This window comes from Micromonospora sp. NPDC047753, assembly GCF_040642735.1.
Lineage (GTDB): Bacteria > Actinomycetota > Actinomycetes > Mycobacteriales > Micromonosporaceae > Micromonospora.
Window position 1 is genome coordinate 1 of sequence record NZ_JBEYSL010000595.1, and the last position, 3,672, is coordinate 3,672.

Annotated in this window: 3 protein-coding genes; 2 read left to right on the top strand and 1 reads right to left on the bottom strand. The window is 70.8% G+C overall.

What is annotated here, in order from left to right:
- Positions 1-410: 410 nt before the first annotated feature.
- Positions 411-773: an SCP2 sterol-binding domain-containing protein gene (locus ABZ749_RS31540; protein ID WP_357234210.1), complete on the top strand. Its 363-nt coding sequence runs from the start codon at positions 411-413 to the stop codon at positions 771-773.
- A 12-nt stretch (positions 774-785) separates the two neighbouring features.
- Positions 786-2,843: a glycogen debranching N-terminal domain-containing protein gene (locus tag ABZ749_RS31545; RefSeq protein ID WP_357234216.1), complete on the top strand. Its 2,058-nt coding sequence runs from the start codon at positions 786-788 to the stop codon at positions 2,841-2,843.
- A gap of 110 nt (positions 2,844-2,953) precedes the next feature.
- Here the strand turns inward: ABZ749_RS31545 and ABZ749_RS31550 are convergent.
- Positions 2,954-3,672 (bottom strand): helix-turn-helix domain-containing protein (locus ABZ749_RS31550; protein ID WP_357234213.1); only part of this gene is annotated, 719 nt, incomplete at its 5' end.

The window sequence follows — 3,672 nt, forward strand, 5'->3', positions numbered from 1 at the left end:
CATCGAGTTGGCCAGCGAGCAGTCGCAGACCGCCCAGCTCGACCTGACGTACTCGGATTTCGGGCTGTCGGTGTCGGCGGACCCGCCGGCGGCCGGCCATCACTCCCGGGGAAGGCGCCGAACCCGACCGCCGCGCGCTGCTGCTGGTCAGCCGGGACGATGGACGAAACTTCACTGTCGCCCGGGAGTACGGCCGGGTCGTCGGTTCGGTCAGTGTCGCGCCCGGCTACGCCTGGCTCTTCTGGCGTGACGACGGGTCGACGGGCGAGCCGGACCACGTCCTCGTCACCACCGACGCGACCACCTGGACCCGCTTCTCGCTCGCACCCTGAACAAGGGCGCCACCGGCGTTAGGAGTGCGCGGCAGCGGGTAGCCGGCATTCGCTCTGACCAGCGTCCGGGGAGGTGGGATGTCGGAGACCAGCGCCTTCTTCGAGCGGTTGACGGTCGCTGGCCAGGATCCACGGTTCAGCAAGGTCTCTGGCAGCGTGCGATTCGACATCGGCGACGACGGCAACCTGGAGCAGTGGATGCTGAACATCGATCATGGCCGGATGCGGGTGACCCGAAGCGGTGCCCCCGCCACCACTGTGATCCGGGTGTCGGCGCAGCTCGCGGACGCGATGGCGCGGGGCGAGGTGAACGGGCTGGCGGCGCTCACCCGGGGCGAGATCATGGTCGACGGCGATCTCGCCCTGGCGTTGCGCCTCGGGCGACTGTTTCCGCGAGAGCCCGGGCGGCTTCAGCGCGAGGATCCCGACAGTGGGACGTGACCGATGAGGGACATCGCGGGCACCGTGGCGTGCATCGACGGCAACACCTTCATGGTGTCCGACGCCAGCGGCGACGTGCAGTCGTCCCCGAGCACCCCGGTCGGCCTCTTCGCCGCTGACACACGCTTCCTGTCCCGCTGGAGGCTCACCGTCAACGGCGAGTGCATGACAGCGCTGTCGGTCGACGACAGCCAGTACTTCGAGGTCACGTTCTTCGCGGTGCCGGGCGCGGCGGTGGACTACGTGGAGGCCGACGTGTCGGCCATTCGTCGCAGGCGCATCGGCCCGGACCTCACCGAGTCGCTGACGATCTTCAATTACGGCGAGCGGGACATGACGCTCGACGTGCGTCTGGAGGTGGCCGCCGACTTCGCCGACATCTTCGAGATCAAGTTCGACACCGGCGCCAAGAGCGGCGCGTACTACACGCACGTCGGCCCGAACGAGTTGCGCCTGGGCTACCGGCGCGGCACCTACCGCCGTGAGGTCGTCGTGTCGGCGAGTGAGCCCGCGGAGTTCGACCCGGGCGGCCTCCGGTTCACGGTCCGGCTGCGCCCCGAGCAGCAGTGGTCGACCCGGTTGCAGGCTGTCATGCTGGCGTTGCGTCCGGACGGCGTCGACCTGCGCTCCGCCCTGCGCGCCCAACGGCCGGACGAATCCACCCTGCCTGCCAGCGTGCGAGCCTGGGTCGCGGCGGCCCCGACCCTGGACACCGAGAGCGTCGGCCTCCAGCAGGTCTACCACCGCAGCCTGCTGGACCTGGCGGCGGTGCGCTTCGCCCCGCTCTCGCTCAGCGGCGCGAGCGTACCCGCGGCCGGGTTGCCCTGGTTCATGACCCTGTTCGGCCGCGACAGCCTGTTGACCTGCCTGCAGACCCTGCCCGTCACCCCGTCGCTGACCCCACCGACGCTGCGCATCCTCGCGTCGTTGCAGGGCGTCCGGACCGACGATGTCTTGGAGGAGGACCCGGGCCGGATCCTGCACGAGCTGCGCTACGGGGAGTCGGCCGCGTTCGAGGAACAGCCGCACTCGCCCTACTACGGCACGGTGGACGCCACGCCGCTGTTCGTGGTGCTGCTCGACGAGTACGAGCGGTGGAGCGGCGACACCGCGCTGGTGATGGAGCTGGAGCAGGAAGCCCGCGCGGCCCTGGCCTGGATCGATTTGTACGCGGACCTCACCTCCACCGGCTACGTCTGGTACCAGCGACGCAACCGCGTCACCGGCCTGGACAACCAGTGCTGGAAGGACTCCTGGGACAGCATCTCCTATGCCGACGGCCGACTGCCGGGCTTCCCGAGGGCCACCTGCGAGACCCAGGGGTACGCCTACGACGCGAAGATCCGGGGGGCACGACTGGCCCGCGCCTTCTGGGGTGACACTGCCTACGCCGAGCGGCTGGAAAGCGAGGCGGCGGCCCTGTACGACCGATTCAACCGGGACTTCTGGCTTGAGGACCGCGGCTTCTACGCCCTCGCGCTCGACCACGACGGCACCCCCGTGGACGGGCTGTCGTCCAACATCGGGCACCTGTTGTGGAGCGGCATCGTGCCACCGGAGCGGGCTGCCCGGGTGGTCGAGCACCTGATGGGTCCGGCGCTCTTCTCCGGTTGGGGTGTGCGGACGTTCGCCGAGGGGCAACGCCGCTACAACCCGCTCGGCTACCACAACGGCACGGTCTGGCCGTTCGACAACTCGTTCATCGCCTGGGGTCTGCGCCGTTACGGGTTCGGCAACGAGGCGGCCCGCATCGCCGAGGGCATCCTCTCCGCCGCCACCTACTTCGAGGGTCGTCTGCCCGAGGCGTTCGGCGGGTTCGACCGGGACACCACCCGGTTCCCGATCCGTTATCCGACCGCGGGCAGCCCGCAGGCGTGGTCCAGTGCGGCCTGCATGCTGCTGATCCGCACCATGCTCGGGATCAACCCGCACGACGACCACCTGGCCGTGGATCCGGCGCTGCCGTCCGCGTTCGGGCGGATCGCGCTGCTGGACATCCCCGGCCGTTGGGGCAAGCGCGACGCGTTCGCCCGCCAACGCCCGGACAGCGGCAGCGACACGGTCAGCTGACGTACTCGAGGCTGAAGCCCATCGGGACCCCCGCCCGCCGGCGGAGCAGGTGCTTGGCATCCTGCCCGACGCCGAGAAGCGACGGCGTCCGCGCGCACCCCGGTCAGGATTCAGCCGTCGGCGGTCCTGGTGGCCCGGAAGGTGCGCCGGTACGCGTCCGGCGGCACACCGACGGTGCGGTGGAAGTGTCGACGCAGTGTCGCGGCGGTGCCCATGCCGGCCGCCTCGGCGACGGCGTCGATGCTGTCGTCGGTGTTCTCCAGCAGCTCCTGGGCACGGCGGATCCGCTGCGTCGACAGCCACAGCAGTGGGGTGGTGCCGGTGGCCGACCGGAAGTGGCGGGCCAGGTTGCGTGAGCTCATGTTCGCCTGCCGGGCCAGGTCCTCGACGGTCAGCGGCCGGTCCAGGCGGGCCAGGGCCCAGGGCAACAGGGTGGCCAATGGGTGGTCGTCACGGGCGGGCACCGGGGTGGTGAGGTACTGGGCCTGACCACCGGCGCGGTGCGGTGGCACGACCAGGCGGCGGGCGACGGCATTGGCGACGATCGAGCCGTGGTCGCGGCGGATCAGGTGCAGGCACAGGTCGATCGCGGCGGCCTTCCCGGCGGAGGCGAGCACGGTGCCGTTGTCGACGTAGAGCACGTCCGCATCGACGCGGACCCGGGGATAGCGGGCGGCCAGCGCCTGGGTGTGAGCCCAGTGGGTGGTGGCCTGCTGCCCGTCGAGCACTCCGGCGGCGGCCAGCACGAACGCGCCGGTGCACAGCGAGACCATCCGGGCGCCCGCCAGGTGGGCCGCGCGGACCGCGTCGAGCAGGTCGGGGGGTATGT